Annotated in this window: 1 protein-coding gene and 1 pseudogene; both read left to right on the top strand. The window is 66.7% G+C overall.

Annotated elements, in window-relative coordinates; all coding sequences use genetic code 11:
- On the top strand, window positions 1-247 hold a 247-nt coding region (locus tag DSY14_RS28140), incomplete at its 5' end, for a CdaR family transcriptional regulator (protein ID WP_211719606.1).
- An 89-nt stretch (window positions 248-336) separates the two neighbouring features.
- Window positions 337-471, top strand: a pseudogene (locus DSY14_RS29115) (ACP S-malonyltransferase); the annotation flags it as partial.

Here is a 471-nt window from a genome sequence, read left to right as displayed (position 1 = left end):
GGAGATCTACAGACCACTGGAGGAGGCCGGTTCGGCGCTCCTGGAGACCCTCAGTGTGTATCTGGAGCAGGCGTCAAGTCTGGAGGGGGCCGCACGGATGCTTTTCGTTCACCCCAATACCGTGCGCTACCGGCTTCGACGTGTGACTGACGTCACCGGATGGTCACCGTCTGATGTACGCTCCGCGTTCACCCTACGCATCGCACTGATCCTGGGGCGCCTGGTCGACGGGGACCCCCCGGCCTAGGGTTTTGTCGAGGGCCCACAAAACGCTCTCGTGTTCTTCGTCCCTGTCCCCACGGGCGGCCCCGGCCGTCCCCAAGAGAGAGTGTGAGAGTGCTCGTACTCGTCGCTCCCGGCCAGGGCGCCCAGACGCCCGGCTTCCTGACCCCCTGGCTCGAACTGCCCGGCGCCGCCGACCGAATCGGCATGTGGTCGGACGCCATCGGGCTGGACCTCGCCCACTACGGC

Source organism: Nocardiopsis sp. MG754419 (assembly GCF_018207095.1).
In the GTDB taxonomy this organism is placed as follows: Bacteria; Actinomycetota; Actinomycetes; order Streptosporangiales; family Streptosporangiaceae; genus Nocardiopsis.
The sequence above is the reverse complement of the archived record's forward strand: the minus strand, read 5'-3'. Positions and strand labels throughout refer to the sequence as shown.